At 72.1% G+C, this 26809-nt stretch carries 28 protein-coding genes and 2 pseudogenes; 18 read left to right on the top strand and 12 right to left on the bottom strand.

Annotation, left to right across the window (positions count from 1 at the left end):
* Positions 1-63: 63 nt before the first annotated feature.
* Positions 64-1014 carry an alpha/beta hydrolase gene (locus ACIQAC_RS22725; RefSeq protein WP_402193681.1) on the top strand — a complete coding sequence of 317 codons (951 nt, stop codon included), beginning with the start codon at positions 64-66 and terminating at the stop codon, positions 1012-1014.
* Positions 1015-1133: 119 nt separating this feature from the next.
* Positions 1134-1955 carry an alpha/beta fold hydrolase gene (locus ACIQAC_RS22720; RefSeq protein WP_402193680.1) on the top strand — a complete coding sequence of 274 codons (822 nt, stop codon included), beginning with the start codon at positions 1134-1136 and terminating at the stop codon, positions 1953-1955.
* 62 nt (positions 1956-2017) lie between these two features.
* On the opposite strand, the gene ACIQAC_RS22715 is transcribed toward ACIQAC_RS22720, so the two are convergent.
* The gene (locus tag ACIQAC_RS22715; protein WP_402193679.1) at positions 2018-2764 is read right to left on the bottom strand and encodes an SDR family oxidoreductase; all 747 of its coding nucleotides are present in this window, start codon (positions 2762-2764) and stop codon (positions 2018-2020) included.
* A 106-nt stretch (positions 2765-2870) separates the two neighbouring features.
* Positions 2871-4571 (bottom strand): L-aspartate oxidase, encoded by a 1701-nt coding sequence (locus ACIQAC_RS22710; RefSeq protein WP_402193943.1) that lies wholly within the window; start codon positions 4569-4571, stop codon positions 2871-2873.
* Between the two features lie 298 nt (positions 4572-4869).
* Here ACIQAC_RS22710 and ACIQAC_RS22705 point away from each other — a divergent pair, with 298 nt between their 5' ends.
* A complete protein-coding gene (locus ACIQAC_RS22705) occupies positions 4870-5316 on the top strand; it encodes a cupin domain-containing protein (protein ID WP_402193678.1) in 447 nt (148 codons plus the stop codon).
* 82 nt (positions 5317-5398) lie between these two features.
* Here ACIQAC_RS22705 and ACIQAC_RS22700 read toward each other — a convergent pair whose 3' ends face one another.
* Positions 5399-5872, bottom strand: a complete 474-nt coding sequence (locus ACIQAC_RS22700) for a carboxymuconolactone decarboxylase family protein (RefSeq protein ID WP_402193676.1) — start codon at positions 5870-5872, stop codon at positions 5399-5401.
* Between the two features lie 338 nt (positions 5873-6210).
* On the opposite strand from ACIQAC_RS22700, the gene ACIQAC_RS22695 reads away from it, so the two are divergent.
* The 3 genes from ACIQAC_RS22695 to crcB (ACIQAC_RS22685) all read left to right on the top strand — a co-directional run bounded on the left by ACIQAC_RS22695 (position 6211) and on the right by crcB (ACIQAC_RS22685) (position 7519).
* On the top strand, positions 6211-6498 hold the full coding sequence (locus ACIQAC_RS22695) for an ArsR family transcriptional regulator (RefSeq protein WP_402193675.1): 288 nt from the start codon (positions 6211-6213) through the stop codon (positions 6496-6498).
* Positions 6499-6695: 197 nt separating this feature from the next.
* Complete coding sequence (crcB, locus tag ACIQAC_RS22690; protein ID WP_402193674.1) at positions 6696-7148, top strand: fluoride efflux transporter CrcB; 453 nt, start codon at positions 6696-6698, stop codon at positions 7146-7148.
* Positions 7145-7519 carry a fluoride efflux transporter CrcB gene (gene crcB / locus ACIQAC_RS22685; protein WP_402193672.1) on the top strand — a complete coding sequence of 125 codons (375 nt, stop codon included), beginning with the start codon at positions 7145-7147 and terminating at the stop codon, positions 7517-7519. The genes crcB (ACIQAC_RS22690) and crcB (ACIQAC_RS22685) overlap by 4 nt, the downstream gene beginning before the upstream one ends.
* 33 nt (positions 7520-7552) lie before the next feature.
* Here the strand turns inward: crcB (ACIQAC_RS22685) and ACIQAC_RS22680 are convergent, their stop codons facing one another.
* Positions 7553-8641 carry a fatty acid desaturase family protein gene (locus ACIQAC_RS22680; RefSeq protein WP_402193670.1) on the bottom strand — a complete coding sequence of 363 codons (1089 nt, stop codon included), beginning with the start codon at positions 8639-8641 and terminating at the stop codon, positions 7553-7555.
* A gap of 147 nt (positions 8642-8788) precedes the next feature.
* On the opposite strand from ACIQAC_RS22680, the gene ACIQAC_RS22675 reads away from it, so the two are divergent.
* The 5 genes from ACIQAC_RS22675 (at position 8789) to ACIQAC_RS22655 (ending at position 14910) form a co-directional block, all read left to right on the top strand.
* A complete protein-coding gene (locus tag ACIQAC_RS22675) occupies positions 8789-9553 on the top strand; it encodes a FadR/GntR family transcriptional regulator (RefSeq protein ID WP_402193668.1) in 765 nt (254 codons plus the stop codon).
* A 105-nt stretch (positions 9554-9658) separates the two neighbouring features.
* The gene (locus tag ACIQAC_RS22670; protein ID WP_402193667.1) at positions 9659-10672 is read left to right on the top strand and encodes an asparaginase; all 1014 of its coding nucleotides are present in this window, start codon (positions 9659-9661) and stop codon (positions 10670-10672) included.
* Between the two features lie 388 nt (positions 10673-11060).
* On the top strand, positions 11061-11990 hold the full coding sequence (locus tag ACIQAC_RS22665; protein ID WP_402193665.1) for a glutaminase: 930 nt from the start codon (positions 11061-11063) through the stop codon (positions 11988-11990).
* A gap of 125 nt (positions 11991-12115) precedes the next feature.
* Positions 12116-13510 carry a polyprenol phosphomannose-dependent alpha 1,6 mannosyltransferase MptB gene (gene mptB / locus ACIQAC_RS22660; RefSeq protein ID WP_402193664.1) on the top strand — a complete coding sequence of 465 codons (1395 nt, stop codon included), beginning with the start codon at positions 12116-12118 and terminating at the stop codon, positions 13508-13510.
* Between the two features lie 50 nt (positions 13511-13560).
* On the top strand, positions 13561-14910 hold the full coding sequence (locus ACIQAC_RS22655; RefSeq protein ID WP_402193942.1) for a glycosyltransferase family 87 protein: 1350 nt from the start codon (positions 13561-13563) through the stop codon (positions 14908-14910).
* Positions 14911-14945: 35 nt separating this feature from the next.
* Here ACIQAC_RS22655 and ACIQAC_RS22650 read toward each other — a convergent pair.
* The 3 genes and pseudogenes from ACIQAC_RS22650 to ACIQAC_RS22640 form a co-directional block, all read right to left on the bottom strand.
* A pseudogene (locus ACIQAC_RS22650) lies at positions 14946-15797 on the bottom strand (D-alanyl-D-alanine carboxypeptidase family protein); the annotation flags it as partial.
* A gap of 270 nt (positions 15798-16067) precedes the next feature.
* The gene (rho, locus tag ACIQAC_RS22645) at positions 16068-17210 is read right to left on the bottom strand and encodes a transcription termination factor Rho (protein ID WP_402193663.1); all 1143 of its coding nucleotides are present in this window, start codon (positions 17208-17210) and stop codon (positions 16068-16070) included.
* 288 nt (positions 17211-17498) lie between these two features.
* Positions 17499-18329 (bottom strand): class I SAM-dependent methyltransferase, encoded by an 831-nt coding sequence (locus tag ACIQAC_RS22640; RefSeq protein ID WP_402193661.1) that lies wholly within the window; start codon positions 18327-18329, stop codon positions 17499-17501.
* 146 nt (positions 18330-18475) lie between these two features.
* Here ACIQAC_RS22640 and ACIQAC_RS22635 point away from each other — a divergent pair, with 146 nt between their 5' ends.
* From ACIQAC_RS22635 to ACIQAC_RS22625, 3 genes are read left to right on the top strand one after another with little or no spacing between them, the layout of a single operon-like run.
* Positions 18476-19219, top strand: a complete 744-nt coding sequence (locus tag ACIQAC_RS22635; RefSeq protein WP_402193660.1) for a nuclear transport factor 2 family protein — start codon at positions 18476-18478, stop codon at positions 19217-19219.
* The gene (locus ACIQAC_RS22630) at positions 19216-19557 is read left to right on the top strand and encodes a YciI family protein (protein ID WP_402193659.1); all 342 of its coding nucleotides are present in this window, start codon (positions 19216-19218) and stop codon (positions 19555-19557) included. Before ACIQAC_RS22635 ends, ACIQAC_RS22630 begins: the two co-directional genes overlap by 4 nt.
* Positions 19554-20846, top strand: a complete 1293-nt coding sequence (locus tag ACIQAC_RS22625) for an RNA polymerase sigma factor (RefSeq protein WP_402193658.1) — start codon at positions 19554-19556, stop codon at positions 20844-20846. Before ACIQAC_RS22630 ends, ACIQAC_RS22625 begins: the two co-directional genes overlap by 4 nt.
* Positions 20847-20861: 15 nt before the next feature.
* Here the strand turns inward: ACIQAC_RS22625 and ACIQAC_RS22620 are convergent, their stop codons facing one another.
* Positions 20862-21269 (bottom strand): nuclear transport factor 2 family protein, encoded by a 408-nt coding sequence (locus ACIQAC_RS22620; RefSeq protein WP_402193657.1) that lies wholly within the window; start codon positions 21267-21269, stop codon positions 20862-20864.
* Positions 21270-21339: 70 nt separating this feature from the next.
* Between ACIQAC_RS22620 and ACIQAC_RS22615 the strand changes: the two genes are divergently transcribed.
* The 3 genes from ACIQAC_RS22615 to ACIQAC_RS22605 are packed head-to-tail and all read left to right on the top strand — an operon-like array spanning position 21340 to position 23461.
* On the top strand, positions 21340-21912 hold the full coding sequence (locus tag ACIQAC_RS22615) for a PadR family transcriptional regulator (RefSeq protein WP_402193656.1): 573 nt from the start codon (positions 21340-21342) through the stop codon (positions 21910-21912).
* 5 nt (positions 21913-21917) lie between these two features.
* On the top strand, positions 21918-22643 hold the full coding sequence (locus ACIQAC_RS22610; RefSeq protein ID WP_402193654.1) for a class I SAM-dependent methyltransferase: 726 nt from the start codon (positions 21918-21920) through the stop codon (positions 22641-22643).
* Positions 22644-22696: 53 nt separating this feature from the next.
* On the top strand, positions 22697-23461 hold the full coding sequence (locus ACIQAC_RS22605) for an acyl-CoA thioesterase (RefSeq protein WP_402193941.1): 765 nt from the start codon (positions 22697-22699) through the stop codon (positions 23459-23461).
* Positions 23462-23468: 7 nt separating this feature from the next.
* Here the strand turns inward: ACIQAC_RS22605 and ACIQAC_RS22600 are convergent, their stop codons facing one another.
* The 3 genes and pseudogenes from ACIQAC_RS22600 to ACIQAC_RS22590 form a co-directional block, all read right to left on the bottom strand.
* The gene (locus ACIQAC_RS22600; protein WP_402193653.1) at positions 23469-24212 is read right to left on the bottom strand and encodes a GntR family transcriptional regulator; all 744 of its coding nucleotides are present in this window, start codon (positions 24210-24212) and stop codon (positions 23469-23471) included.
* Positions 24213-24352: 140 nt separating this feature from the next.
* Positions 24353-24521: pseudogene (locus ACIQAC_RS22595) on the bottom strand (EstA family serine hydrolase); the annotation flags it as partial.
* 65 nt (positions 24522-24586) lie between these two features.
* The gene (locus ACIQAC_RS22590) at positions 24587-25555 is read right to left on the bottom strand and encodes an acetylxylan esterase (RefSeq protein ID WP_402193652.1); all 969 of its coding nucleotides are present in this window, start codon (positions 25553-25555) and stop codon (positions 24587-24589) included.
* Positions 25556-25712: 157 nt separating this feature from the next.
* On the opposite strand from ACIQAC_RS22590, the gene ACIQAC_RS22585 reads away from it, so the two are divergent.
* Positions 25713-26171 carry a MarR family transcriptional regulator gene (locus tag ACIQAC_RS22585; protein ID WP_402193651.1) on the top strand — a complete coding sequence of 153 codons (459 nt, stop codon included), beginning with the start codon at positions 25713-25715 and terminating at the stop codon, positions 26169-26171.
* 2 nt (positions 26172-26173) lie between these two features.
* Here the strand turns inward: ACIQAC_RS22585 and ACIQAC_RS22580 are convergent, their stop codons facing one another.
* A complete protein-coding gene (locus tag ACIQAC_RS22580) occupies positions 26174-26755 on the bottom strand; it encodes a hypothetical protein (protein ID WP_402193649.1) in 582 nt (193 codons plus the stop codon).
* Positions 26756-26809: the final 54 nt, after the last annotated feature.

Raw genomic sequence — 26809 nt, 5'->3', positions numbered from 1 at the left:
CGTGGATGAACTGTCATAAGTGTGAATAGATGGTGAGAATCCACTCAGACAGGGAGAAGAGTCATGACCGACCCGACACTGGAGCCCGCGGCCCAGGAACTGGCCGACGCGACGGCGAACCCGCCCTTCCTCTACGAACTGGGCCCCGAGGGCGCCCGCAAGGTCCTCGACGACATCCAGGCGGCACCCGTCGACAAGCCTGCCGTACAGGAGAAGTGGATCACCGTGCCCGCCGAGGTCGGCGACGTGCGGGTACGGATCGTCAAGCCCGCCGGCGCCACCGGCGTCCTGCCCGTCGTCCTGTACGTGCACGGCGGCGGCTGGGTGATCGGCAACGCCGGCACCCACGACCGGCTGGTGAGCGAGCTCGCCGTCGGCGCGGACGCCGCCGTGGTGTTCGTCGAGTACGACCGCTCCCCGGAGGCCAGGTACCCGGTCGCCATCGAGCAGGCCTACGCGACCGCCCGGTGGATCACCGCGAACGGCGCCCAGGAGGGCCTGGACGTCGCACGTCTTGCCGTGGCCGGCGACTCCGTCGGCGGCAACATGACGGCGGCGCTGACCCTCATGGCCAAGCAGCGCGGCGACGTGACCTTCGTGCACCAGTCGCTGTACTACCCCGTCACGGACGCCGGCCAGGACACCGGCAGCTACCGGCAGTTCGCGAACGGGCCGTACCTCACCGCGAAGGCCATGGCCTGGTTCTGGGACTGCTACACCACGGATCCCGCGCAGCGCGCGGAGATCACCGCGTCCCCGCTGCGGGCCTCCCTGGACGAACTGCGCGGCCTGCCGCCCGCCCTGGTCCTCGTCGACGACAACGACGTCCTGCGCGACGAGGGCGAGGCCTACGCCCGCAAGCTGATCCAGGCCGGTGTGACCACCACCAGCATCCGTTACAACGGCAGCCTGCACGACTTCATGATGCTCAACCCCCTGCGTGCGACGCAGGCCACAACAGCCGCGGTGGAGCAGGCCGTTCGCGCCCTGCACACCGCCCTCCACACCGGCTGAACCCCCCCAGTACGACGGCCCACGGCGGGGGCCACTCACGCCCCCGCCGTCCCGTCCGCGCGCCCGGAAACCCCTGGCCGCATCGGATCCATCGGTTGAATTCCCTGAAAGGCCCTGTAATGAAGCGTATTTCGCTTTCCCTGGTGGTCGCCGCCGGCGCCGCCGCGGTACTCGTCACCATGTCGGTCGGCCCGGCGAACGCCGACAAGGCGGACGCCGCCTCGTCCCAGCGCAAGCCGACGGTGGTCCTCGTCCACGGCGCGTTCGCCGACTCCAGCAGCTGGAACGGGGTCGTGAAGGAGCTGAAGAAGGACGGCTACCCGGTGGTCGCCGCCGCCAATCCGCTGCGCGGGCTGAGCAACGACGCCGCCTATGTGAAGGAGGTGCTCGCCGGTATCGACGGTCCGGTCGTGCTGGCCGGCCATTCCTACGGCGGAGCCGTCATCAGCGTCGCCGCCGAGGGCGTCGAGAACGTCAAGGCTTTGGTGTACGTCGCCGCCTTTATGCCGGACAAGGGCGAGAGCGCGGGCGAGCTCACCGCCAAGTTCCCGGGCAGCACGCTCGCCGAGACCCTCGTGCCCTTCCCCGTCACCCTTCCCGGCGGCTCACAGGGCACGGACTTCACCATCGACCAGGCCAAGTTCCACCATCAGTTTGCCGCGGACGTCCCGGCGGACGTCGCGAACGTCATGGCCGTCACCCAGCGGCCGGCAACCAACGCCGCCCTGGAGGAGCCCGCCGCCGCGGCCGCCTGGAAGACGATTCCGTCGTGGGTCCTGGTCGCCGGTCAGGACCTCAACATCCCGCCGAAGCTCCAGCGTTTCCAGGCCGAACGCGCCGGTGCCCACACGGAGGAGGTCCGGGCCTCGCACGCGGTGAGCGTCTCCCGGCCCGACGACGTCTCCCGCATCATCGAGAAGGCGGCGAGCACGGTCCGCTGACCCGCGCGGAGCAACACGAAGGGGTGGCCCTGTGTACGGGGCCACCCCTTCCGTCGGACTCGTCAGCCCTGCCGCGCGAGCCAGTCCGTGAAGCGGGTCTCGCCGAGCAGCGCACCCGGTCCGGGCAGCAGCGAGTTCAGCTGCAACTCGGCGCCGAAGTAACGGGCGTGCGCGTCCGCCACGACCGTACGCGGGTCGTCCTTGGCGGCGAGCACCCCGCGGATCAGCTCGTCCAGCTGGAACGCGTCGGGACCGGCCACCTCCAGCAGCCCGTTGAGCGGCTCGCCGACCGCGGTACGGCTCACGGCGGCGGCCACGTCGTCCGAGTGGATGGGCTGGATGTCCACCGGGGCAAGGCGCACCGTGTCACCGTCGGTGGCCCCGTCCGCGATCGACTTCATGAACTCGAAGAACTGCGTGGCGTGCACGATGGAGTAGGGAATCCCGGAGGCCTTGATCAGCTCCTCCTGGGCCTGCTTGGCCCGCATGTAGCCGCTCTCCTGGAGCCGTTCGGTGCCGACCACGGAGAGGGCGACGTGATGGGTGACACCCGCGTCCGCCTCGGCGTTGAGCAGGTTGGTGGTCGCCGTACGGAAGAACTCCATCACCGCCTTGTCCTCGAACGAGGGCGAGTTGGACACGTCGATCACGACCGAAGCGCCCTTGAGCACCTCGGGGAGGCCCTCACCCGTCAGTGTGTTGACACCGGTGTTGGGTGCGGCGGCCACCGCCTCGTGACCGTGTTCGCCCAGCTTGGCGACCACCTTGGATCCGATGAGTCCGGTGCCGCCGATCACTACGACCTTCATGACGGAAACCTCTCTGTTGATTCGGTCTTCATCAGGCAAGACAGAGCACCCCCGGGATCTGTGACAGAGATCCCGGGGGTGCGAGAGGCGGGGGTGGAGCGCGGCGTCACTCGACGAGCTTGCCCGCGGTGGACACGTCCTCCATCAGGGCGGCGATCTCCTCGGGGATCGCCGGAATGCTCTCCCGGGTGACGCCCGTCGCCGGCGACCACACGAGATTGACCCGCAGGGCCGGGTCGAGGTCCGGGTGGTCGCTGCGGTTGTGGCACCCCCGGGTCTCCCGGCGTTCGAGCGCCGCCTCCAGCGTGGCCCGCGCCGCCAGCGCCGCCGACTTGAGGTCGAAGGCGTGGGCGAGGTCCTGGAAGCCGGCGATGTCCGGATGCACCCCGACGTTCTCCATCCGCTTCTCGATCACCTCCAGCTCCGCCAGCCCCGCGCGCAGCCCCTCCTCGTCCCGCACGACTCCGGCGTGCTCCGTCATGGTGTTGCGGATGGCACGCTGGAGCGCCCGTACGTTCTCCGGACCGTCCGCCGCGAGCAGCCCGTCGACCTCGGCGCGCGCCTCGGCCACCGCCGCCGCGGAGCGCGGCTGCGCGGTCAGCGACTCCGAGTAGGCGGCCGCGGCCCGTCCGGTGATACGGCCGTAGACGAGCAGTTCGATGAGGCTGTTGCCGCCGAGCCGGTTGGCGCCGTGCAGTCCGCTGGCGGCCTCCCCGATGGCGTACAGGCCGCGGACGTCGGTGCTGTGGTCCTCGGGCCGGACCCAGACCCCACCCATCGAGTAGTGCGCGGTGGGCGCGACCTCGATCGGATCGCGGGTGATGTCCAGCATCTGGAGGTCGAGGAGGGTCTGGTACACCCGCGGCAGGCGGTTCATGATCGTGTGCCGGGGGAGATGGGAGACGTCGAGCCACACCCCGCCTCCCGGTGTGCCGCGGCCTTCCTTGATCTCCGTGTAGGAGGCGAGGGCCACCCGGTCCCGGGTGGAGAGCTCCATCCGCCCGGGGTCGTAGCGGCTCATGAACCGCTCGCCCAGCGCGTTGCGCAGGATGCCGCCCTCGCCCCGCGCGGCCTCGCTGACGAGCGTGCCGGCCGCGTTCTCGGGCTCGATGATGCCCGAGGGATGGAACTGGACCAGCTCCGGGTCGCGCAGCCGGGCCCCGGCCTCCACGGTCAGCCGGAAGGAGTCCCCGGTGTTCTCGTCGCGCCGCGAGGAGGTGCGCCGCCAGATACGGGTGTGACCGCCCGCCGCCAGGACGACCGCGTCCGCGTGGACCAGGTAGCGCGTGCCGTCGCGCAGGTCGAAGCCGTAGGCCCCGAACACGGCGCCCTCGTGGGTGAGCAGCCGCGTGATGTACACGCTGTCGAGCATCGGGATCTTCAGCTGGTCCGCGCGGCGGATGAGCGTGCGCTGGATCTCCAGCCCCGTGTAGTCGCCGGCGAAGGCGGTGCGCCGGAACTTGTGCGCGCCGAAGAAGCGCTGCGAGATCCGGCCGTCCTCCTCCCGCGCGAACGCCATGCCGTACCGCTCCAGGTCGTCGATGCCCAGCGCGGCGCCCTGCGTGACGATCTCGGCGGTGCGCGGATCGCCGAGCAGATAGCTCTCCTTCAGTGTGTCGGCCGCGTGCTGCTGCCAGCTGTCCTCGGGGTCCATCGTGGCCAGGGCGGCGTTGATACCGCCGGCGGCGAGGGAGGTGTGGGCGTCCTCCTTGGGACGCTTGCCGACGGCGAGCACGTCGACACCGGCCTCGGCCAGCTCGATCGCGGCCCGCAGGCCGGCCCCGCCGGTACCGATCACCAGCACCATGGTGGAAAGACGTTGTTCGGTGGCAACCACGACTGCTCCGATCGCTTTTGGATGGTCACTGACTCTGACCGGGCAAGCGGCGCTTTTGTGACATCGTCGGACGTCTCTCCGGAGGTCTCTCCAGACGTCTCTCCGGACGACTCGCCGGGCGGCCGGACCACCGCGCGTGTCACAGAAACGCACGGTCGCCGGTCAGAACGGGTGAACAGCCATGGAGCCGCGACCGGACACACCACCCACGGTATGTCCGTGTCGTCCGCCCCTCCATGGCACGGCGACCCACGGAAGGTGCCCCACAGTGCCGGACAACCACACAGGACACACGCACACGACCGACGGCCCGGCGGCAGCGAGCTGGACGACCGCGGCCCGGGTGCTTCAGGACGCCGAGCCGCTGACCATCCCCGACGGCGCCTCGGCGATGACCATCGAGGTCCAGTGGGAGCCCGGCGACCCGGGCACCCCGCCCCACCGCCACTCCGGACCCGCCTTCGGGTACGTGGTCGAGGGCGCGGTCCGCTTCGAGCTGGAGGGCGAGCCCGAGCGGGTCGTGGAGGCCGGAGGCACCTTCTGGGAGCCCGGCGGCGACGTGATCCACTACCAGGACGGCAACGCGCTCGACGACGCACGGACCCGCTTCGTGGTCACCATGATGTGCGCGCCGGGCAAGCCCATGCTCGAACTCGTCTCCGAGGAAGAGCTGGCCCGGCGCACCCACCTGCGCGCCCCGCGCCCCACCGGGTGACCACACCTCACACACATGAGTCCGCCTCCTCCCCGCTGCCGACAGCGGGGAGGAGGCGGACTCATCAGGGACGCCGGACGGCTCAGCCGAACTGGCCGGGCTGGTAGCTCCCGGCGGGCAGCTGGTTGATCACGTTGACCCGGTTGTACGCGTTGATCACCGCGATGAGCGAGATCAGCGCCGCCAGCTGGTCCTCGTCGAAGTACTTGGCGGCGTTGGCCCAGGCCTCGTCCGTGACCCCGCCGGCCGCGTCGGCGATCCGGGTGCCCTGCTCCGCCAGCTCCAGCGCGGCGCGCTCGGCGTCGGTGAAGACCGTCGCCTCCCGCCAGGCCGCCACCAGGTGGAGCCGCTGAGCGGTCTCGCCCGCGTGTGCCGCGTCCTTGGTGTGCATGTCGGTGCAGAAACCGCAGCCGTTGATCTGGCTGGCACGGATCTTCACCAGCTCCTGAGTGGTGTGGTCCAGCGTCGAGTCCATCAGGACCTTGTTCGCCGAGTTGAGGTGCCTGAGCACCTTGGCCCCGACCGCGTTGCCGAAGTAGTTGAGACGCGCTTCCATGCTGTGCTCTCCTCGCCGTTCGTGCGGATTCCCTCTATTGACCGGAGAGCCCCGCCGGCTGTGACACGGGAGCCGGTGTGCCCTGGGCCACAACCGCCGCACGCGGCCCGCCCAGGGCGGGACAACGCCGAGGTTCGGCCAAGGTCGTTCCGCCCCCTTGGAGCGCCGGGGGGCGCGAAACGCGCGCCTCGCGCATCTCGGCACCCACACTCCGGCGCACACCGCCGTCACCGACCCGATTCGTACCGGTCAAGCGTGGGTGACTGCCGGACGCGGCGGCCTGCCGCGCGCCACAGTGGGAATGCGCCGTACGAACGGCCCGGACCCTGGAGGACGTGATGCTCAGGACTCCTGGCGGCGATCTGCGCCTGACCATTCTGGAATGGCTGAAGGATCCGCCGGCCCACTTCCCGCGACAGCGGCACATCGACCCCGTCGAGGACGGCGTCCCCTCCGCGGCCATCGCCGCGAAGCTGGGCGTACGCAGAGGGGTCGCCGACACCCACCTCAGACTCCTGGCCGGCCTCGGCGTCCTGCGGACCAAACGTGTACGGCGCCGCACCTGCTACCGGCGCGACGAGGTCCGGATCGCCGAGGTGGCCAGGATGTTCGAAAAGGGCTGGTAGCCGCGGGTCGCGTTGCGGCCCGACGCCGTGAACCCCGCACGTCGCCGCGCGATACGCTCATGACCGGCCGCGGCTCCCACGCGCGGCGCGGCGGTGGGGCCCGCCGTACCCGAACCGCGGCACCGTTCCGCCAACGGTCCCTACTTGCGCAGACAGGCGCCCACGCACCCGGGCAGGCGAGTAGGAGACGTACGACGATGACCACCCCGCACCGCGAACCGGCCCGCGCCCGCCCACGGCCGGCGCCCGTCCAGGGAACCGTCCTCGCCGCGGTCGCCGTCGGCGGCGGCATCGGCGCCGCGGCCCGGTACGCGGCCGCACTCCAGTGGCCCACACCGCCGGGCGGCTTCCCCTGGACGACCTTCTGGGTGAACGTCGCCGGCTGTGCGGTGATCGGCGCCTTCATGGTCGCCGTCACCGAGGGCAGGCCCGCGCATCCGCTGCTGCGGCCCTTCTTCGGTACGGGGGTGCTGGGCGGCTTCACCACCTTCTCGACGTACGCCGTCGACATCCAGCACCTGCTCGACACCGGCCGCCCGGCCCTCGCGCTGGGATATCTCGCGGCGACCCTGGCCGCCGCCCTCGCGGCCGTCCTCGTCGGCGTGCGGGGTGCGCGGTGGGCCATGGCGAGCCGCGGGAGGCCGTCGTGAACTGGCTGCTGGTCGTCGCGGGCGCGATGGTCGGCGCACCGCTGAGGTATCTCACCGACCGCGCGGTGCGGTCCCGGACGGACTCCGCCCTCCCCTGGGGGACCTTCGCCGTCAACGTCGCCGGGTCGCTGATCCTCGGCCTGCTGACCGGTGCCGTGGCGGCCGGAGCAGCGGACTCGCACCTCCAGCTGCTGCTCGGCACCGGCCTGTGCGGGGCGCTCACCACGTACTCGACCTTCTCCTACGAGACCCTGCGGCTGGCGGAGGACGGGGCGCGGGCGCAGGCGGCGGGCTACGCCGCGGCGAGTGTGGCGGTGGCGCTGGGAGCGGCCTTCGCCGGCGTCGCGGCGGCACACGCCGTATGGGGATGACCGCCCCGGATCACCGCGGGAGGCCCGTACGCCTCACTGCGCGTTCCGGAGCGGCTGCCCCACGCTCCTCAGGTGCCGCAGCGCCTCCCGGTGCGAGGCGAGCAGACCGGTCTGGTGGTACGGGATGCCCAGCTCGGCGCAGTACCGCTCGGTGATGACCTGGGCCCGGCCGAGAGCGGGGGTCGGCATGCTGGGGAACAGATGGTGCTCGATCTGGTAGTTGAGCCCGCCCATGAAGGCGTCGACCACGGCGCCGCCCCGGACGTTGCGCGAGGTGATGACCTGGCGGCGCAGGAAGTCCAGCTGCGAACCCTCCTCGATCATCGGCATGCCCTTGTGGTTCGGGGCGAAGACCGAGCCGAGGTAGATCCCGAACAGACCCTGGTGGACGGCGATGAACGCGAGCGCCCTGCCCGGCGACAGAACCGTGAACAGACCACCGAAGTAGAGGGCGAAATGGGCGACCAGCAGGGTCCCTTCCAGTATCGGCCGTTTCACCGACGGGCTGCGCAGCGCCTTGAAACTGTTGAAACTCAGATTGAGCCCCTCCAGGGTGAGAAGGGGAAAGAAAAGCGCCGCCTGGTGTTTTCCGACGAACCGCGGAACTCCCTGTGCCCTGCGTGCCTGACGCTGTGACCAGACCAGAATGTCGGGGGAGACGTCCGGGTCCTTTTCCTCGTGGTTCGGATTCGCGTGGTGCCGGGTGTGTTTGTTCATCCACCAGCCGTAGCTCATGCCCAGCAGCAGGTTGGCCACCAGCAGGCCGCCGGTCTCGCTGGGCCGGCGGCGCGAGAACACCTGGCGGTGGGCGAGGTCGTGCGCGGCCAGTCCGAGCTGGCCGAAGACCGCGGCGAGGGCAACGGCGACGATCAGCTGGGCCCAGCTGTCACCGAGTGCGACAAACGCCGTGACGCCGCCCGCGAGCGCGAGGGCCACCAGACCAAAACGCACGGTGTAGTACAGCGGGCGGCGCCGTAGCAGCCCCGCCTCGGATATCCGGCGGGACAGTTCCGAGAAATCGCTGCCCCGCTGCCCCGAATCGTTTCCGGTCGGCCGGCGCCCGATTCCCGCTCGCCGTTCGTCTGGGGACGATGTGCCTGTAAGCACCATTGGATTGGCCATGTGCTCAAGTATCGGAACGGCATTCCGTAAACAGAATGAGGCCTGCACCCTAAGGGGGGTGGTGGTAACCCCCCTGGGGAAACGGAGGGTTGGCCGGTTTGCGGGCGCGCCTTGACAGGGCCGGGGCCACGGCCGCACCCTGCACATATGAACCTGTCAGACAGCCAGACAGGTGGTCCCGGACCGCGGCGCGTCAGCGCGATGGAGGCGGTGCTCGGCCACCTCCGCGACGCCATCGAGCGCGGCGAGTACCCGATCGGCGACAAGCTTCCCTCCGAGGCGGAGCTGTGCCGCACCCTCGAGGTGTCCCGGCCCGTGCTGCGCGAGGCGCTGCGCGCCCTCCAGACCATGGGTCTGACCGTGGCAAAGACCGGCAAGGGCACCTTCGTCGTCGCCGACCGCGTCGACGACCCCCGATTCGGCGACTACTCGGCCAGCGACCTGCTGGAGGTGCGCCGGCACATCGAGATCCCGGTCGCCGGGTACGCGGCGGTCCGCCGCACCCCTGACAACCTCGACCGGCTGAACCATCTGCTGGACCGGATGGAGCGGGAGTCCGACACCACCGCCTGGGTCGCGATGGACACGCTGTTCCATCTCTCCGTCGCCGAGGCCGCCCAGAATCCGGTCTTCCGCCGGGTCATCGAGGAGATCCGCGACGCACTGGCGCGTCAGTCGGCGTTCCTGAACGAGCTCGGTGGCCGGCGCGAGCAGTCCAACCGCGAGCACCGGGCGATCGTGGAGGCGTTGGCCGACGGGTCCGAGCGGGGTGCGGTCGAGGCGATGACCCATCATCTGGACCGGGTCGAGACGACGCTCACGGAGATTCTGCGGTCGGACGGGACGCGGCCGGTGGACGCTGGTGCCCGTTCAGGTGCCGGGGCTTTGCCGGGAGAGGGGTTGTCGGTGTGACCGGTCAATCCTGTTCCGGTGAGATGCAGAAACGTTCCCGCGCTGGCGGTGACCGCTCGTCCATGTTCCTTCATGTTCCTTCCACCCCATGAAACACAGGCCGTTATGCACAGCACTTCGCCCGCACCCCTGATACGCGAGCCCCTGCACGCCCCCGTCGCCCATCTCGTCCGTGGCGGGGTGGTCGAGGGCATCCACTACGGTTCCGTCGTCGTCCTCGGTCCGGACGGCGAGGTCGAGCTGGGACTCGGCGACATCGAGGCCGCGTTCTATCCGCGCTCGGCGCTCAAGCCGGTGCAGGCCGTGGCCATGGTGCGGGCCGGGTTGCCGCTGGACGGCGAACTGCTGTCGCTGACCGCGGCGAGTCACTCCGGAGAGGAGTTCCATCTCGCCGGTACGCGGCGGATCCTCGCCATGGCGGGGCTGGGCGAGGACGATCTGCGCAACACGCCCGACCTGCCGTTCGATCCGGTGGAGCGGGACGCCTGGGTGCGGGAGGGGCGGTCGCCGTCGCGGCTCGCCCAGAACTGTTCCGGCAAGCATGCGGCCATGCTGTACACCGCCAAGCTCAACGGGTGGTCGCTCGACGACTATCTCGACCCCGCGCATCCGCTTCAGCGGGGTATCGCGGAGACGGTCGAGGATCTGACGGGGCAGCGGGTGGCGCAGGTGACCGTCGACGGGTGCGGGGCCCCGTTGTTCGCGGTGTCGCTGCATGGGCTCGCGCGTGCCGCCGCGCGGATCGCGTCCGCTCCGTCCGGGTCGCCCGAGGGGCGGGTCGCCGACGCGATGCGGGTGCATGCGGAGATGGCGTCCGGGTCGCGGCGGGACGTGGCCGCGTTGATGCGGGCCGTGCCGGGGTTGCTGGCGAAGGACGGGTTCGAGGGTGTGCAGGTCGCTGCGCAGGCCGATGGGCGGGCTGTTGCCGTGAAGATCGCGGACGGGGCGGATCGGGCGCGGGTACCTGTTGCCGCCGCGGCGTTGGTGGCTGCGGGGGTGGAGCCGGGGGCACTTGCGGAGTTTCGGGGCGAGGCGTTGTTGGGTGGGGGGAAGCCTGTGGGGGCTGTGCGGGTGGTGGGGGCGTTGGAGGTGGGGGGTTCGGCGGTGGCCTGTGCGTGAGGGCTGTTCGCGGGGGTTCCTGTGTGCGGGTTGAGTGGGGCTGGTCGCGCAGTTCCCCGCGCCCCTGAGGGGGTTGGGCTTCGCGGGGCTGTCCGCAGGTGCGGGTGGGTTGTGGCTGGTCGCGCAGTTCCCCGCGCCCCTTGGCGGCGGCGCGGTCACCCCGGACAGGAAGGGCCCCGCGTTCAGCGCTCGCACCTCGATCCCGGGCCGACGCTGCGTCCCGCGCACGCGTCCCGCATCCTGCGCCCCGCGCACGCGTCCCGCGTCCCGCGTCCCGCGTCCCGCGTCCGGCACTAGGTACCCGGCACCCGTACCCCGGGCCCCGCGACCGTCGTCGCCGGTCATGCGCCGCAGGCACTGGGTCCGTTTGTGAGGGAGACTGGGGATCATGGTGGGTTCGTTCTTGGGTGGGTTTCAGGGGGTGCTGGGGCAGGTTGCCGAAGAGGTGGGGCGGACGCCGGGGCGGGGGCGGGTCGCTGACTACATTCCGGCGTTGGCGGCCTGTGATCCGCGGAGTTTCGGGATGGCCGTCGCCGAGCTGGACGGGTCGGTGTACGGCGTGGGGGAGTGGGAGGTGCCGTTCTCCACTCAGTCCGTGACCAAGGTGTTCACGCTGGCGCTCGATCTGGCGCGCGAGGGCGACGAGTTGTGGGAGCACGTGGGGCGGGAGCCGTCCGGCAACCCGTTCAACTCGCTGGTACAGCTGGAGTACGAGGGCGGGATCCCGCGCAATCCGTTTGTGAACGCGGGGGCGTTGGTCGTCACCGACCGGCTTCAGACCCGTACCGGCGACGCCTCCGGCACGCTGCTGGAGTTCCTGCGCGCCGAGAGCGGCAACCCGGAGCTGGACTTCGACACGGAGATCGCCGCCTCCGAGGCCTCCCACGGCGACCGCAACGCCGCCCTCGCCCACTTCATGGCGTCGTACGGGAACATCGACAACCCGGTGCCGCTGCTCCTGGAGCAGTACTTCCGGCAGTGCTCGCTGAAGGCGTCCTGCGCCGATCTCGCCCGCGCCACCGCCTTCCTCGCCCGGCACGGCGTCCGGGCCGACGGTTCGCGGCTGCTCACCAAGAGCCGGGCCAAGCAGATCAACGCGGTGATGCTGACCTGCGGGACGTACGACGCCGCGGGTGAGTTCGCCCACCGCGTCGGGCTGCCCGGCAAGAGCGGCGTGGGCGGAGGGATCATCGCCGTGGTGCCCGGCCGCTGTTCCGTGTGCGTGTGGAGTCCCGGGCTCGACGAGAAGGGGAACTCGGTGGCGGGCGTCGCGGCGCTGGACCGCTTCACGACACTGACGGGACTGTCGGTGTTCTGAGGGGCGGGCCCCGGCGCGCGGTCGACGGGCGACGATCACGCACCGGTAACACCCCGGCCCCCGCCCGGCAGGGCCGTCGTCGCTTTCCCGCCACCCGGCGTTGACATGCTGACCGAGTGTTGGCCATGGCTTTTCCCGTCGATCTCCGCCGGTGCCAGGTACTCGGTCTGGCAGGCACCGCCTTCCTCGCGGCGGGCGGTGAGACCGCCGGGGCACTGCCGGTGCGCGAGCTGCTGTCCCCGTCCTCGGCGGGCGCCGCCCTCGGTCTGGTCGGGGTGTACTTCGGCGTGGTCCTGCTGATAGCGGCCTGGGCGCTCATCGGCCGGCTGCTGCGCGGCCCCCGCCCGCCGGAGCCCCGCGCGCTCCTCCTGGTGCTCGCCGTCTGGGCCGTCCCGCTGCTGCTCGCCCCGCCGCTGTTCAGCCGGGACGTCTACAGCTACCTCGCCCAGGGCGCCATGGTCGACGCCCGCATGGACGTGTACGCGCACGGACCGAGCATGATGGGCGGCCCGCTCGCCGACGAGGTCTCCCCGGTCTGGCAGCACACAGCGGCGCCGTACGGCCCGGTCTTCCTCGCTGTCGCCTCCGCCCTGTCCGGCCTGACCAGCGGCCAGCTGCCCGCCGGGCTGATGGGCATGCGGCTGATAGCGCTGCTCGGCGTGGCCCTCATGGCGGCCGCGCTGCCCCGCCTCGCCCGGCACAGCGGCGCCGACCCGTCCGCCGCCCTGTGGCTGGGCGCGCTGAACCCGCTCGTCCTGCTGCACCTGGTGGCCGGCGCGCACAACGACGCCATGATGCTCGGCCTGATGGGCCTCGGCCTGGTCGCGGCGCTGGGCCGCCGGCCGGTCCTGGGCGTGGTGCTCGTCACGCTCGCCGCACTGGTGAAGGCGCCCGCCGCGCTCGCGCTCGCCGCGATCGTGGTCCTCCAGATCCGCGCGGGCCGAAGTCCGGCACGCGCCGTGCTGACGACCGCCGCCGCCTCCGCCGCCACGACCGTCGTGATGACCGCGGTCGCCGGCACCGGCTACGGCTGGATAGGCGCACTGAACACCCCCGTCTCACCGCACAACTGGGCCCTGACCAGCCTCCTGGGCCGCGTCACCGAAGCCCTCCTGGAGCGGCTCGGCAGCGATCTCGCGCCGCTCGCCGTCCCGGCCTGGCACGCCCTGGGAATCGCCCTGACCTGCGCCGCGCTGCTCGTCATCTGGGTGCGGCTGCGACTGCGCCCGGTGTACGCGCTCGGCCTGAGCCTCGCGGCCGTCGCCGCGTTCGGACCCGCGATCCGGCCCTGGTACGCGCTGTGGGGCCTGTTCCTCATCGCGGCCGCCGCGCCCAGCGCCTCGGTCCGGCACCGTGTGGCCGCCGTGACCGCCGTACTCGCGCTGTCGGTGCTGCCCAGCGGCGGCCCCGCCGACGTCGGCCAGCTGGTCCTGGCGGTGTCCGGCGGCGTACTCGCCGTCGTCGTCCTGTGGCAGGCCCACCAGGCCGCACGGGGTCAGGTCCTGGAACGTACCGCATGAGCGCCGAAGGCATGGGGGAGCAGCGCGTGTCCGGTTTCAAGGGGTTGCGGCTGAGAGCGCCCCGCACCGACCGGGGGCGGCTGCTGCTGGTGCTCGCCCTCGTCGCGGCGGTCGCGGTCTTCACCGCCACCGTGCCCCTGCTGCGCGACTGGTTCGACCTGCGTGTCTACTACGGCACCGTGCACAGCTGGCTCTACGACGGCGGCAACATCTACGAGTACCGGGTGCCGGGCACGACGTACGGCTTCACCTATCCGCCGTTCGCGGCGGTCCTGATGGCGCCCATGGCCCTGTTCGGACTGCACGTCGCCATCGCGCTCGCGCTGCTGCTGAACCTGGCGGCCCTCGTGTGGGTACTGCGGGTGCTGACCGGCCGCGCCTGGCACCGCTACGGCTGGTACGGCTGCGCCCTGGCCGGCTGCGCGCTCGCGATGTTCGAACCGCTGCGCGACACCTTCAGCTTCGGCCAGGTCAACGTCCTGCTGCTGGCGCTGGTGCTGACCGACATGTGGCTGCTGGCGACCGGCCGGACCCGCTGGGCGGGCGTCGGTATCGGCCTCGCCGCCGCGATCAAGCTGACGCCCGCCGTCTTCATCGGACTGCTCCTCGTCACCCGGCGCCGGCGCGCCGCCGGTGTCGCGACCCTGGTGGCCGCGGCGGCGACCGGACTCGCGGCGCTGGTCGCACCCGGCGCGTCGCGGTTCTACTGGACCGAGGCGATGTGGGACACCACCCGCGTCGGCCGCCTCGACTACGTCTCCAACCAGTCGCTCCAGGGTGTCCTCGCCCGGCTCGGCGAGACCGGCCGCCCCGTCTGGGCGGTCGCGGTCCTGGCCGTACTGGGCGTCTGGGTCTGGCGGTCGCGCCGGGCGGTCGCGGCCGGCGACTGGCGGGCCGCCTTCGCCCTGACCGGCCTCACGGCCTGTCTGATCAGCCCGATCACCTGGGTCCACCATCTGGTGTGGCTGCTGCCGTCCTTCGCGGTCCTGGTGCGCGCGGGGCACTGGCGGGTCGCGGCCACGCTGTACGCGCTGCTGTGTACCAGCGTCGTGTGGCTCTGGTTCGACGACGCCTCGGGCATCGACGGCTTCCTCGGCAGCAACAGCTACACCTGGATCACACTCGGCCTGCTGCTGTGGCTGCCGCTCGGTCAGCCCGCGCGGATGTCCAGCAGACGCAACGCCATGGCCACCGTGCAGGCCCCCAGACAGGCCGCCAGCGCGATCGCCGCGACGTCCGGCCAGTCGGGCACCGTCTCCGGCACCGCCGCCATCGCCGCCACGGGCACCGGGTCCGGGCCCGACCTCGGCCGGTCCCGCAGCGCGTCCAGCGAGCCCACCGGATCCACCCGCCCGGCGGCGCCGAAGCCCCAGTCCAGCAGCGAACGCGCCTCCTCGTAGACGGCGGAGCCGCCGCCCTCCTGGGGGTTCATCACCGTGACGACCAGGGTGCGCGATCCCCGGTGGGCGGCGGCGACGAGGGTGTAGCCGGCGTTGGTGGTGTAGCCGTTCTTGACCCCGACCGCGCCCCGGTAGCGGCCGACGCCGTCGTCTCCGGTGAGCAGCCGGTTGGTGTTGCGGATGGGGTACGTCCAGCCGCCGCCCCCGGGGAACCTCGCCTCGACGGTGCCGCAGTACCGCGCGAAGTCGGCGTTGCGCAGCCCCGCCCTGCCGAACACCGCCAGGTCGTACGCCGAGGACACCTGGCCCTTCGTGTCGTAGCCGTCCGGCGACTTCACGAAGGTGTCCCGGGCGCCGAGCGCACGCGCCTTGTCCTGCATCCGCGCGGCCGTCACCCGCCAGCCGCCGTTGAGCCCGGCGAGCACCCGCACGGCGTCGTTGCCGGAGCTGAGGAACACACCACGCCACAGGTCGGCGAGCCGGTACGAGCCGCCCTCGCGGACGCCGACGAGGCTGCTGCCCTGCCCCATGCCGGCCAGTTCGTGGCCGCCCACGCGGTGTCTGATGCCGCTGGGCAGGGTGGGGAGGACGGTGAGCGCGAAGAGGGTCTTGAGGGTGCTGGCGGGTGGGAGGCGCCGGTGCGCGTTGTGCGCGGCGAGCACCTCGCCGGTGGAGGCGTCGGCCACCAGCCATGACAGCGCGGAGACGTCCGGGACCTTGGGCGCGCCGGGGCGGGTCCGGACCTGGGTGCCGGGCCGGTACAGCACGGACGGCTGCGGGGCGAGGGCCTTCGGCCCGGGGCCGAGGGGATCCGCGCCGAACGCGGCGGGCGGCGCGCCGAGCACACCGGTCCGAGAGGCGAGCGCGCCGGTCTGCGAGGCGAGCATGCCGGTCTGCGAGGCCAACGCGCCGGGCCGTGCGGTGAACACACCGGGCTGCACGGCTGCCGCGGCGGGCGCGAGCGCGAGAGTGCCCGCGACGCAGAGTGCGCAGGACGCCGAAGCCATCCGGAAGGAAATTCCGATCGTCATACGATCAACGTAGAAAGGCGTGCGCCGGGCACCTCGTTGTCAGGGCCGAACGGGCCACGCGAGCACCCGGATGCCGCACGCGGGCGGCGTGTCGCGGTGACGGGGAGTCAGTTCCGCGGCGCGCGGTCACGCCGTGGGCAGCGTCGGCTGGATCCGGCGCAGGAACGTCGCGTTGTCCGGCGTCTCCCGCATCCGCTCCAGCAGCGTCTCCAGACTGGCCTCGCCGTCACGGTTCTGAAGGACCTTGCGCAGACCGTACGTCACGGTCAACTCGGCCGGGGTCAGCAGGAGTTCCTCGCGACGGGTGCCGGAGCGGTTGATGTCGACGGCCGGGAAGACACGGCGGGCGGCGAGTTCACGGTGGAGCCGCAGCTCCATGTTGCCGGTGCCCTTGAGCTCCTCGAAGTAGAAGTCGTCCGCGCGGGAGCCGGTTTCGACCAGCGCGGTGGCGAGGATGGTGAGGGACCCGCCCTCCTCGGCCAGCCGGGCGGCGCCGAACAGCCGCTTGGGGCCCTGGAGCGCGGCGGCGTCGACACCACCGCTGAGGGTGCGCCCGCCGGACGAGGCCGCGTTGTTGTGCGCCCGGCACAGCCGGGTCAGGGAGTCGAGCAGGATCACGACGTCCTCGCCGGCCTCCACGAGCCGCTTGGCGCGCTCGACGACGAGTTCGGCGAGGGCGATGTGCTGCTTGGGCGACTGGTCGAACGTGGAGGCGTACACCTCGCCGCGCACCGAGCGCCGCATGTCGGTGACTTCCTCGGGGCGCTCGTCGAGCAGCAGCACCATGAGATGGGACTCGGGGTGGTTGCCGGCGACGGCGGCCGCGAGCTGCTGGAGCAGCACGGTCTTGCCGGTCTTGGGCGGGGCCACGATCAGCCCGCGCTGGCCCTTGCCGACGGGGGCGATCAGATCGGTGACGCGCCCGGTGAGCCTGGCCGCGGGGTGTTCGAGGTGGAGCCGCTCGCGGGGGTGCAGCGGCGTCAGGTCGCGGAAGTGGCGACGGCCGTGCAGTGCGTCGGGCACGCTGCCGTTGACGAGGGCGACGTCGGTGACGCCGCCCCGTTCGCCCCGCAGTCCTTCCACGAGGTCCCCCTTGCGCAGGCCGTGACGGCGGATCAGCGCGCTGGAGACCTGGGGGTCGTTGGGTGAGGGCAGGAGGTTCTGGGCCCGCAGGTGCCCCTTCCCGTTGCCGTCGATGTCGAGGACGCCGACGGCGAGCCGGTTGGGGGGCTGCTGCCGTACTGGAGGGTGTTCGAGTGTGGTGGTCATGGTGGTTCGGTCCTTTCGAGGACACTGGGCATGGGACGTGCGAAGGGAAGGGAGAAGCCGCGAGAGAGGCGGTCGGGCGCCGAGGGGCGCGGCACGAACGCGGCGGCGGAGAACAGCTCACCCCGGCACACAACAGGTGGTGCTGGTGAGCCTGGATGCCGGAGCCACTGGAGAGGTGGGCCCATCGGCGAAGTGAAGGAGAACTGGCACCGGCGTCCACAGCGGGACGAACACAAGTGCTGATGGCACTGTAGCACCCCGTGCCCGGAAGGGGCTGCGAGTTACGGCTCAGCGGCCCGCGAGCAGCCCGTACAGCAACGGAATCCTCGGCTCCGGCAGCCGCCACCAGCCCGACTCGGCGCGCTGCATCCGGGACCAGCGCGGCCAGGGAAGCTCGTCGCTCTCACGAAGCCGCCGGACGTTCAGTCCTGCCTCTGTCAACGCGTTGACGACGTCTCCTATTCCGTGCATCCACTCGAAGCTGTCCGTGGCCCCCTGGACGGCCGGCCCGTCGGTGTAGGTGAACGTCGCGTCCCGGTGCACCGGACCACCGCCGCCGAGGTAGTCGTGGCGCAGCAGCAGCTCGGGCCCGTCGTCCGGACCGGGCTTCGGGCCCAGCGCGTTGAGCAGCGGATGGAACTCGACGACGTACAACACCCCGCCGGGGCGCAGCAGTTGGCCGACGACCGCGGCCCAGCGTGTCAGATCGGGCAGGTAGCACAGCGCGCCCTTGCCGGTGTACACCACGTCGTACTGACGCCCGTCCAGCGCCTCGACGGCGTCGTACACATCGGCCCGCACGTAGGTCACGTCCAGGCCCGCCCTGGCCGCCACGTCCCGGGCGCCCTCCACCGACGCCTGGGAGAAGTCCAGGCCGGTGACGCTGCGGGCGCCGCGCTCGGCGAAGGCGATCGTCTCGGTGCCGAGATGGCACTGAAGGTGCAGCACGTCACGGCCCGCGGGATCACCGAGGTCCTCCCACTCGAAGGGCGCGAAGAAGCGGGACGGGTCGGGGGCCGCGTCGAGGCCGTAGAACCGGCTGGCCAGGTGGACCGGGGTGCGCGCGTCCCAGTTGGCCCGGTTGGCCCGCATGCGCCGGGCGTCCTCGTCGGTGGTCATGACCCCATCCAACCGTGGATCACCCGCCCGAGGCGCCACGGAGGTCGGATTCCGGCCGCCGGGAAAGTCGTGTGACGGGTGTGTCGATTCCGCCGGGCCCCGTTCGTCGGTGGGGTGTAGGAAGCTCCTGAGGACCTGGAGGAACGATGAAGTACATGCTGCTCGTCTGCGGGGACGACACCGCGGACGCCTCGGGCGCCCCGCCCGTCGAACCCTGGGTGGACGAGCTGGGCGCCGGCGGCGTACGGCTGCACGGCCACCGGCTCGCCGCCCCCTCCGGCGCGGTGACGGTACGGGTGCGCGGCGGGGAGGTGCTGCGCACGGACGGTCCGTTCGCCGAGACCAAGGAGTACGTCGCCGGCTTCGACGTCCTGGAGTGCGACACCCTGGAGCAGGCGGTCGAGGCCGCCGCCGAACACCCGGTCGCGACCTTTGGCGCCATGGAGGTACGGCCGTTCTGGCCCATGTCGGACGAGGAGGACGCGGACACCGCGATCCGCGCCCTGGACGCCGGACTGACGGCCGCTGTCCGCGACCGGGACCTGGACCGGCTGCTCGCCCCCTACGCCCCGGACGTCGAGGTGTTCCACCCCATGTCCGGCCTGGAGGGAAGCGGCATCGACGCCTTCCGCAAGGCCCAGGAGTGGTGGTTCTCCACCGTCACCGGGCCCGTCGAGCGCGAGGTGCTCGACTTCCGGCTCCGGGTGGACGAGAGCGTCGCGTTCAGCCACGCGCTCGTGCGGACACGGGCCACCCTCACCACGGGCGAGGCCCTCGACAGCACCCTGCGCGTGTCCACCGGCTACCGGCTGCCCGCCGACCGGTGGCTGATCGTCCACCAGCACACGTCGGCCGCGTTCGACGCCGGTATCGAGGAGGCCCGCTCATGAGGTACGTCATGTTCATCTGCACCCCCGTCGGGGGCGAGGAGCTCAGCCCGGAGGAGATCGGCGAGCACCCGGCCTTCACCGACTACATCGACCGGGTCCGCACCCGGGACGTGGCCAGGGGCGGCGCCCGGCTGCGACCGTCGACCGACGCCACCACGGTGCGGGTGCAGGGCGACGAGGTGCTGCTCACCGACGGGCCGTTCGTCGAGTCCAAGGAGTACGTCGCGGGCTTCGACATCATCGAGGTCGCCGATCTGGACGAGGCCATCGGGTTCGCGTCCCGGCACCCCGCCGCGCTCGCCGGCGGCTCGGTCGAGATCAGGCCGATCTGGGAGTGAGCGACACACGGGAGAACGTGGAGGAGGCCGTCGCGGCCGCGTTCCACGAGGAGTGGGGCCAGGTCGTCGCCACCCTGATCCGGGTCACCGGCGACTGGGACCTCGCCGAGGAGTGCGCCCAGGACGCCTTCGCCCAGGCCCTCGACCGGTGGCGGCGCGACGGAGTGCCGCGCCGCCCCGGCGCCTGGCTCACCACGACCGCCCGCAACCGCGCCCTGGACGTACTGCGCCGGGAGGCCGTCGGGGCGGAGAAGCTGCGGGAGGCGGCGGTGCTGGCACGCGACACGGGCGACGGGTACGACGGGTATGGCGGGCACGACGAGTACGGCGAGGGCGGGGACGGCAGCGGTGTGGCGGACGACCGGCTCCGGCTGATCTTCACCTGCTGCCACCCCGCGCTGCCCGTCGAGGCCCGGGTCGCGCTCACCCTGCGTACCCTCGCCGGGCTGACCACACCTGAGATCGCCCGGGCCTTCCTCGTGCCCGAGGCGACCATGGCCCAGCGCCTGGTGCGCGCCAAACGGAAGATCCGCAACGCCGGCATCCCCTACCGGGTACCGCCCGCCCATCTGCTGCCCGAGCGCACGACCGGCGTCCTCGGTGTGGTCTACCTGCTCTTCAACGAGGGTTACGCCGCCTCCTCCGGCGCCGACCTGCTGCGCACCGGCCTGTCCGCCGAGGCCCTGCGCCTCGCCCGGCTGCTGGCCCGGCTGATGCCCGACGAGCCGGAGGTGCTCGGCCTGCTGGCCCTTCTGCTGCTGCACGACGCCCGCCGGGGCACCCGGGTGGACGCCGACGGCGAGCTGGTCACCCTGGAGGACCAGGACCGTACGGCCTGGGACCGCGCTCGGATCGACGAGGGCACCGCACTGCTGGAGACCGCGCTGCGCCGCCGTGGCCCGGGCCCGTACCAGATCCAGGCGGCCATCGCGGCCTGCCACACCACCGCGCGGACCGCCGCGGACACCGACTGGGCCGACATCGCCGCTCTCTACGGCGAGCTGGAACGGCTGGTGCCCTCCGCCGTGGTGCGGCTCAACCGGGCGGTGGCCGTCGGTATGGCCCGGAGCACGGACGCTGGCCTCGCCCTGGTCGCCGAGCTGGAACGCGGCGGCGAGCTGGCCGAGTACCACCTGTTGCCGGCGACCCGGGCCGATCTGCTGCGCCGCAGCGGCCGTACCGAGCAGGCGGCGCAGGCGTACGCACGCGCGCTGGAGCTGGTGGAGAACGAGGCCGAGCGCAGGTTCCTGGAGCGGCGGCTCGCGGAGTGCCGCCGGACCCCGCCGTGAGGCACCGTCGGGCGGCTACGCGGTGTGCTCCTGCGCCCGCGCGGCCTCCTTGGCGATCTCGTCGAACCGCGCCCCCATGGCCTCGGCCAGCGCCTGCGCGCCGGACAGCGGGCGGACCATCACCATCAGGTGGTCGATCCGCCCCTCGTCGTCGACGTGGAGGAAGTCGCAGCCGGTGAGCGCCCGGTCGCCCACGCGCGCGGTGAAGACCAGCGCGTGGTCACGGCCGTCACCGCCCGCGTACTCGGTCTCGTACCGGAAGTCCTCGAAGACGTCGGCGACCGCGCGCAGGATCGCCGCCGTGATCGCCTTGCCGGTGTACGGCTTGAAGACCACCGGGCTGGTGAAGACGACGTCGTCGGCGAGGAGCGCCTCGGCGGCATCCAGGTCCTTCGCCTCGACGGCCTCGCGGAAAGCGCGCATGAGAACACTCCATAGACAATTAGTTGAGTAGGTGCGGATGAGAATAGTCACCTGCTGCTAGCGTGTCCACATGTCTCTGAAGTACGCCGTCCTGGCGGCCCTGTTGGAGGGCGAGGCCTCCGGGTACGAGCTGTCCAAGTCCTTCGACGTGTCGATCGCCAACTTCTGGCCGGCGACCCCGCAGCAGCTCTACCGCGAGCTGGAGCGGCTGGCCCAGGACGGGCTGATCGAGGCCCGGGTCGTCCGGCAGGAACGGCGTCCGGACAAGCGGATGTTCACGCTCACCCGGACCGGCCGCGACGAGCTGACCGCCTTCGCCGTCGCGCCGACCCGGCGGCCCACCGCCCTGCGCGACGAACTGCTGATCAAGATCCAGGCCCTGGACGACGGTGACCCCGCGGTCACCCGCGAGCTGGTCGAGGAGCGGATGGCGCGGGCGCGCGCCAAGCTGGAGCGCTACGGGCGGATGCGGGAGCGGCTCCTCGGCGGACGCACCGAGGAGGAGTACCTCCGGGAGGCCGACCGGATCGGCCCCTACCTCACGCTGATGGGCGGGATCGCCTTCGAGGGGGAGTATCTGAGCTGGTGCGAACGGGTGCTGTCCGTCCTGGACCTGCGCGCGTCGCGCGTCGCGCAGGGGTGATGCGGATGTTCACCCCCGAGGGCCCGACCCTGCGTGAACTCGCCGTGCAGGCGCTGTCGTCCGTCGAGCGCGGCTACGACCTGCTCGCGCCGAAGTTCGACCACACGCCGTTCCGCACTCCCGACGCCGTGCTCGACGCGGTCGCCGCCGCGCTGGCCCGGACGGGACCGTACGACGACGGGCTCGACCTGTGCTGCGGCACGGGCGCCGGGGCCGAGGTGCTGGCCACGGTCTGCCGCGGCAGTGTGACGGGCGTCGACTTCAGCGCCGGGATGCTCGACGTGGCGCGCGAGCGCGTCCGGCCCGGCGTCCCACGGGTCTCCTGGGTCCGGGCCGACGCGCGCGCCCTGCCCTTCACGCCCGCCTTTGATCTCGTCGTCAGCTTCGGCGCCTTCGGGCACTTCCTGCCGGACGAGCTGCCCGGTCTGTTCGCCCAGGTGCGGTCGGTGCTCAGGCCGGGCGGCAGCTTTGTGTTCCCGGTGATCGCGCCGCCCCGTCCGACCTCGGCCGCGTACTGGATGCTGTTCGGCTTCGACGCGGTGATGCGGGTGCGCAACGCCGTCTGGCGGCCCCCGTTCGTCATGTACTACCGGGACTTCCGCCTCGCCGACGTGCGGCGGGAGCTGGAGCGGGCCGGATTCCGGGTGGAGCTGACCGCGCTGCCCGAGTTCGGGCGACGGCAGGACGGCAGTCCGCGGGTGCGCATGGTGGTGGCCCGCACGGCCGGCTGAATCCCGAGTGGGTTTGTTTTTCCAACTCGCTGGGCTACGGTGAGCGGGTGACCATGACGATCGACACCCAGACCCGTATCGACCCCCTGTGGTGGTCCGGAAAGGGAGCGCACGGTGGCCATGTCGCCGCGCTGGCCCTGCGCGCCGTACGCGACCGGTTCGCGGGTGACGCCCGGCCGGTCCGCACCCTCACCACACACTTCCTCGCGCCGGTCGACGTCAGCCCGCTGTACTTCTCCGGGTCCGCCCCGGCGGCCGGGCGCCGCACCGCCGCCTGTATGTTCACCGGCCACCAGGACGGGGCGCCGGTTGTCCTGGGCACCGCGCTGTTCGGCCCGGCCCGCACGGGACCGTCGTACGACGGCCGCCCGGCACCCGGCGTCCCCGGCCCCGACGACTGCCCGGCCGTCGAACTGCCCCCTCGGCTCGCGCCGTTCGCGCGGCAGCTGGAGATCCGCCCCGCCACCGACGACCGACCGCTGGCCGGCGGCGACCGGGCCGAACTCACCGCGTGGGTACGGTTCCTGGACGGCCGGGCGCTGGACGCCGAGGCCGTCGCCACACTCACCGACGTCCTGCCGCCCGCCCTCTTCGCGCGCTGGACCATCCCGCGGCCCGTGCCGACCGCCGAGCTGACCGTGCACTTCACCGACGCCCTGGCCGCCGGCCCCGTCGACGGCGGCTGGGCGCTGGTGCACATGCGCAACGAGCGCGCGGGCGGAGCGTGGGCCGTGGACGACTGTGCCGTCTGGTCCGCCGACGGGCGACTGCTCGCCCTGGGCCGTCAGGCCCGCGTCGTCCGCGACCCCCGCCCCTGACTGCGCTTCAGCCCGCCGCCGGGACGGTGAACTCGTAGACCAGCGGGTCCTGCCGGGCCTCCACCACGAGGTCGGTGATCTCCAGCGGCCGGTCGAACTGGTCGTGCACCTGGCGGGTCACCCGCATCGAAGGGGCGTCGTCGAGCCGGATGATGGAGTCGCGGTGATGCAGCGCGAGCCCCGCCCGGCGCATCCAGTCGTAGACGCGCCGCAACTGCGCCGAGCCGCTGTTGTGGGGGCGCTCGCGGTAGCGGGAGAGTTCCTCGACCTCCGAGAGCGCCACGGCCGAGAACGAGGTGAGCGCGGTGCGCCGGCCACCGCCGTCGGCGCCGGAGGACTCGAAGCGGTGGACCAGTGTCGGCCGCAGCGGGGCCAGCCCCAGGGCCTCGGCGTGCGAGGGTGGCGGCGGTTCCCAGGTGACCGTGGCCCGGTCGTAGGCGCCCTGCTCGGGGCCGCGGGTGCCCACCGGGAAGGTCAGCGCGGCCGGGTGCTCGACCGGCGCGCCGGGCAGCGTGGCGTGGCTGCCCCGCCGGTCCGTGGTGACCAGACCCTCGTGGCGCAGCACCTCCAGCGCCTGTCGTACGGTCTCCCTGCTGACCCCGAAGTGCTCGGACAGCTGGCGCTCGCCCGGAAGCCGCTCGCCGGGCGGTATGGTGCCGTCGCGCAGCTCGCCGAGCAGCTCCGAGGCGATGCGCCGGTACAGGGGCCGGACCTCGTCCTGTGGGTGGTCGTGTGGGGTGGTGCGGGCCATGCCGCGCCCTCCTGTTGGTGACGTGCCGTAATCGTGCGGGTTCATTGCGCCACCAGATCTAGCACTGGTCTAAACCACCTGGGAAGACCGGTCCGGCGGGTTCGGCCGAAACCGGCCCATCCGCGACGCCCGGTGATCGCTCACAGCGCCTCGTACACGGCGGTCACCAGCGCCGTCGTCCGTGGATCGTCCGCGATGTGGGGGCCCATGGGGGGCCATCCGGTTGATCACACAGCCCATCGGCACCCCGGCCCCGGGGTCCGCGAGCCCGCGGGAACCGCCGAAGCCGTCGTGTCCGAAAGCGCGTGGCTCCGACGGGACCGGTGTGGCTCGGGTCGAATCCGGTGATCGTACCGACTGGTCGGACAGTCGGGTCAGGCGTACGCCCGCAGCCAGCGCAGCCTCGTCGCCTCCTGGTAGGGGCCGCCGCCCTCGTGGTCGTTGAAGTCGTACACCTCGATGTTCTTGTCCTCGTGCGCCCAGGCGTTGAAGGCCGCGAAGACCGTCGACGGCGGGCACGTCTGGTCCTCCAGCGCGGCCGAGAACAGCGCCGGGGCGCTGCCCCGGGCGGCGAAGTGCACACCGTCGAAGTACGACAGGGTGCGCAGCACGTCCTCCGTGCGGCCGCGGTGCGTCTTGAGCCAGAGCGCGACCTCCCGGTACGGGTGCCGGTCGGTGAGGGTCGTGGCGCGCGGGAAGTCGCACAGGAACGGCACGTCCGGGGCGACCGCCACGAGGTCCGGGACTAGCCCGCCGACCGCGATGCTGATGCCGCCGCCCTGGCTGCGGCCCGTCGCCACCGTCCGGGACGCGTCGGCCAGCGGATGCGAGCGGGCCGCCTCCACCGCCCGTACGGCGTCGGTGAACACCCGGCGGTAGTAGTACTGCTCCGGCGCCTCGATGCCCCGCGTCATGAACCCGGGGTACGCGGGCCCGCCCGCCACCGGGTCGGGTGTGTCGCCGCCCCCGCCCCAGGCGCTGCCCTGTCCGCGGGTGTCCATCACGAAGTGCGCCCGCCCGGAGGAGGCCCACAGCAGGTGCTCGACCGGCAGTCCGCGTCCGCCGCCGTACCCGACGAACTCCACGACCAGCGGCAGCGGTTCCTCCGCCGTGGCCGGCAGGGTCAGCCAGCCCTTCACCGGGTGCCCGCCGAACCCGGCGAAGGTCACGTCGTACGTGCGCAGCGTGGCGAGACCGGTGTCGACCGGCTCGAACCGGGCGTCCAGGTCGTACTCGCGGGCCTCCTGGAGGGTCTTGGACCAGAACGCGTCGAAGTCCTCCGGCGCGGTGGAGTCGGCGCGGTAGTCGCGCAACTCGTCCAGGGGGAGGTCGAACAGGGCCATGCGGGGACCGCCTTCGAGGGGAACCGGACTCGGATGATCACACCGTAGACACGCGCCCGGACAACACACCAGGCCAACGGGCCCTTCTTGACCTCGATCAAACCTGAGGTTCTACGGTCGTGTCCGTTCCGACGACCCCACGGAGAGGTGCCCGGAAATGGCGCTCAAGGAGTACCCGCAGGAGCAACTGGCCGCACAGCCCATCGGCGCCTGGACCGGCCAGGCCTACCGCCTGGTCGTGGGCGCGATCCGCGCGCAACTGGCCGTGGAGGACCTCACCCAGCCCCACTGGTGGACCCTGAACCACGTCGCCGCCGCACCCGGCCGGTGGACCCGCCCCGAACTGGTCGCCCGGCTGGGCCCCTACGACGATCTCGGCACCGACTTCGACGACGTGTTCGACGATCTCGCCGACCGGGGCTGGACGACCGAGACCGACGGGACGATGACCCTCACCGCACAGGGCGAGGCAGGGCGGCAGCGGGCCCGCGAACGGGGCCTGCCGGTGCACCGGCGGACCCTGGACGGAATCGACACCGCCGACTTCGTCACCACGGTCAACGTGCTGCGCCGCATCGTGGCCAACCTCGGCGGCGACGGCGACCTGCCCGGCTGAGCTCACGCCCGGCGGCGGGTCCACTCCGGCTCGGTGCGCGCCCAGGCGCGCTCCCACTCGTCCAGTCGATGGCCGAGGGCGATCCGCCGCACGGCGGTCCGCGCGAGCAGCACCAGCAGCGCGGCACCGGCCACGGCACACGCGCCGAGCGTCACGGTGTGCTGCCAGACCAGGGAGCCGTCCGTCGGCGGGGCGACGGTGCGGCCCTGGCGGTCGAACCACACGTCGACCACATCGCCCTCCCGGGCGCGGCCCGGCACCCGCGCGGTGGCGGTCCGGGGCTGCTCACCGGGCTCCGTCCAGCGGACCTGCGTGCGGTACATGTGCGGCCCGCCGCCGACCGCGGGACGGGACTCCGGCGGTGCGCCGACCACTTCGGCCCGCACCGCGTACCGCTGCTCGCGCTGCGCGGTCACGGTCGCCGTGGCACTGCCGTACGCCCACCAGGCGGTGACGGCGCCGACCAGTGGCGCACCGACGAACAGCAGCAGGGCGACCGCCACCGTCGTCCACGCCTCAACCACATCCGACCGACGCCGCAGGGGACTGGACCGCCAGCGCCAGCCACGCACCGGGATTCGCATGCCGTACTCCTCGCCGTCACACCTGCGAGTGGCTCCACAGATCTCGTACCCCGT

This window comes from Streptomyces sp. NPDC088387 (assembly GCF_044753385.1).
In the GTDB taxonomy this organism is placed as follows: Bacteria; Actinomycetota; Actinomycetes; order Streptomycetales; family Streptomycetaceae; genus Streptomyces.
This window is presented reverse-complemented; position numbering and strand designations above follow the sequence as displayed.

Coding starts and splice junctions, on each gene's coding strand:
- ACIQAC_RS22725 (WP_402193681.1), top strand. CDS start 64: ATGACCGACCCGACACTGGAGCCCGCGGCCCAGGAACTGGCCGACGCG.
- ACIQAC_RS22720 (WP_402193680.1), top strand. CDS start 1,134: ATGAAGCGTATTTCGCTTTCCCTGGTGGTCGCCGCCGGCGCCGCCGCG.
- ACIQAC_RS22715 (WP_402193679.1), bottom strand. CDS start 2,764: ATGAAGGTCGTAGTGATCGGCGGCACCGGACTCATCGGATCCAAGGTG.
- ACIQAC_RS22710 (WP_402193943.1), bottom strand. CDS start 4,571: ATGGTGCTGGTGATCGGTACCGGCGGGGCCGGCCTGCGGGCCGCGATC.
- ACIQAC_RS22700 (WP_402193676.1), bottom strand. CDS start 5,872: ATGGAAGCGCGTCTCAACTACTTCGGCAACGCGGTCGGGGCCAAGGTG.
- ACIQAC_RS22695 (WP_402193675.1), top strand. CDS start 6,211: ATGCTCAGGACTCCTGGCGGCGATCTGCGCCTGACCATTCTGGAATGG.
- crcB (WP_402193674.1), top strand. CDS start 6,696: ATGACCACCCCGCACCGCGAACCGGCCCGCGCCCGCCCACGGCCGGCG.
- ACIQAC_RS22680 (WP_402193670.1), bottom strand. CDS start 8,641: ATGGCCAATCCAATGGTGCTTACAGGCACATCGTCCCCAGACGAACGG.
- ACIQAC_RS22675 (WP_402193668.1), top strand. CDS start 8,789: ATGAACCTGTCAGACAGCCAGACAGGTGGTCCCGGACCGCGGCGCGTC.
- ACIQAC_RS22670 (WP_402193667.1), top strand. CDS start 9,659: ATGCACAGCACTTCGCCCGCACCCCTGATACGCGAGCCCCTGCACGCC.
- ACIQAC_RS22665 (WP_402193665.1), top strand. CDS start 11,061: ATGGTGGGTTCGTTCTTGGGTGGGTTTCAGGGGGTGCTGGGGCAGGTT.
- mptB (WP_402193664.1), top strand. CDS start 12,116: ATGGCTTTTCCCGTCGATCTCCGCCGGTGCCAGGTACTCGGTCTGGCA.
- rho (WP_402193663.1), bottom strand. CDS start 17,210: ATGACCACCACACTCGAACACCCTCCAGTACGGCAGCAGCCCCCCAAC.
- ACIQAC_RS22640 (WP_402193661.1), bottom strand. CDS start 18,329: ATGACCACCGACGAGGACGCCCGGCGCATGCGGGCCAACCGGGCCAAC.
- ACIQAC_RS22635 (WP_402193660.1), top strand. CDS start 18,476: ATGAAGTACATGCTGCTCGTCTGCGGGGACGACACCGCGGACGCCTCG.
- ACIQAC_RS22630 (WP_402193659.1), top strand. CDS start 19,216: ATGAGGTACGTCATGTTCATCTGCACCCCCGTCGGGGGCGAGGAGCTC.
- ACIQAC_RS22620 (WP_402193657.1), bottom strand. CDS start 21,269: ATGCGCGCTTTCCGCGAGGCCGTCGAGGCGAAGGACCTGGATGCCGCC.
- ACIQAC_RS22615 (WP_402193656.1), top strand. CDS start 21,340: ATGTCTCTGAAGTACGCCGTCCTGGCGGCCCTGTTGGAGGGCGAGGCC.
- ACIQAC_RS22610 (WP_402193654.1), top strand. CDS start 21,918: ATGTTCACCCCCGAGGGCCCGACCCTGCGTGAACTCGCCGTGCAGGCG.
- ACIQAC_RS22605 (WP_402193941.1), top strand. CDS start 22,697: ATGACGATCGACACCCAGACCCGTATCGACCCCCTGTGGTGGTCCGGA.
- ACIQAC_RS22600 (WP_402193653.1), bottom strand. CDS start 24,212: ATGGCCCGCACCACCCCACACGACCACCCACAGGACGAGGTCCGGCCC.
- ACIQAC_RS22590 (WP_402193652.1), bottom strand. CDS start 25,555: ATGGCCCTGTTCGACCTCCCCCTGGACGAGTTGCGCGACTACCGCGCC.
- ACIQAC_RS22585 (WP_402193651.1), top strand. CDS start 25,713: ATGGCGCTCAAGGAGTACCCGCAGGAGCAACTGGCCGCACAGCCCATC.
- ACIQAC_RS22580 (WP_402193649.1), bottom strand. CDS start 26,755: ATGCGAATCCCGGTGCGTGGCTGGCGCTGGCGGTCCAGTCCCCTGCGG.